Raw genomic sequence first — 1,159 nt, forward strand, 5'->3', positions numbered from 1 at the left:
TATATTTTTCAATATTCCATGGAAAAAATGTGGTTGCTTTCTGATATACGGTGAAAAGATCTTTTTTCATATGGATTTTATTAAGCCTGCCTGCATAGGCACGAAATTAAATTTTAAAATAAGCTATTTTTGCCATTGGTTAAATGGTGGCTACTCAAGTATCTTCTTTTGGAAACCGTACATTTTCTCAATGCCTTGCAAATGTCTTACATGCTAACCATCTAATTTTTATAATTTTTGTGTTATGTCTCAGGGTTAGTTATAGTCTAACAAGGATGGTCAAAATGCATTATAGTCAAAAGAGCATTCCTAGCAACCATTGATGTCAAATTAATTGTTTAGCTCAGTGCGCTCTGCGCTCTGAGGCAGGGTACCGAAAAAAATACTCTCTTGTGATGGAGCAGGATAACGAATACCGGCCAAGATTTTTTGCTAAATTATAAAGAGCAATCTTGACTCAATTAGCTTATTGTGGTTCTCTGGCATTAACTGCCCTTCTTCGATCAAGAAGGTACTGCTCCATAATCTCTGAAGTTAATACAAATTTCCATGCGGAATTTCTCCCTTTAGAGGCCCCATATTCAATAATCACCCCCTTTTCCTTTAAACGGCGAACAGTTGTTTTAATGGCTCCCATTTTTACGCCAGTGTTTTTTGATAGGATATCTTTTTCAATATAGGGAGTTATTAATCCCCCTATAATCAGGCATAAACTTGCAATTTCATCTATTATTTTTTTAGAATTTCCAGAGAGATCGCTATATCTGTACTTATTTGTTTTACATGGGCGTCCCTGTTTTGATATTAGCTCTGCATGCTTGATGTCTTTTGTTGAACTTATTTCCCTGATTGCACTGACGTTGGCGCTTAATTTTTTGTCTTCAAATGGGCTGGAACTTCCATTAATTGTGTCTTTGATGGATGATTCCTGATTGCTTGTTTTTGTGTCCCTTACTGAGGTGGCGCTGTCACCTAACACTGACTCTTCAAACGGGCTGGAACTTCCATTAATTGTGTCTCTGATGGATGATTCCTGATTGCTTGTTTTTGTGTCCCTTACTGAGGTGGAGCTGTCACCTAACACTGACTCTTCAAACGGGCTGGAACTTCCATTAATTGTGTCTCTGATGGATGATTCCTGATTGCTTGTTTTTGTGTC

1 protein-coding gene is annotated in these 1,159 nt (G+C 37.5%); it reads right to left on the reverse strand.

Going from position 1 to position 1,159, the window contains the following annotated elements:
- Window positions 1–466: 466 nt before the first annotated feature.
- On the reverse strand, window positions 467–1,159 hold a 693-nt coding region (locus Lfee_RS12585), incomplete at its 5' end, for a hypothetical protein (protein ID WP_193786958.1).

The sequence above is a fragment of the Legionella feeleii genome (assembly GCF_001467625.1).
Lineage (GTDB): Bacteria > Pseudomonadota > Gammaproteobacteria > Legionellales > Legionellaceae > Tatlockia > Tatlockia feeleii.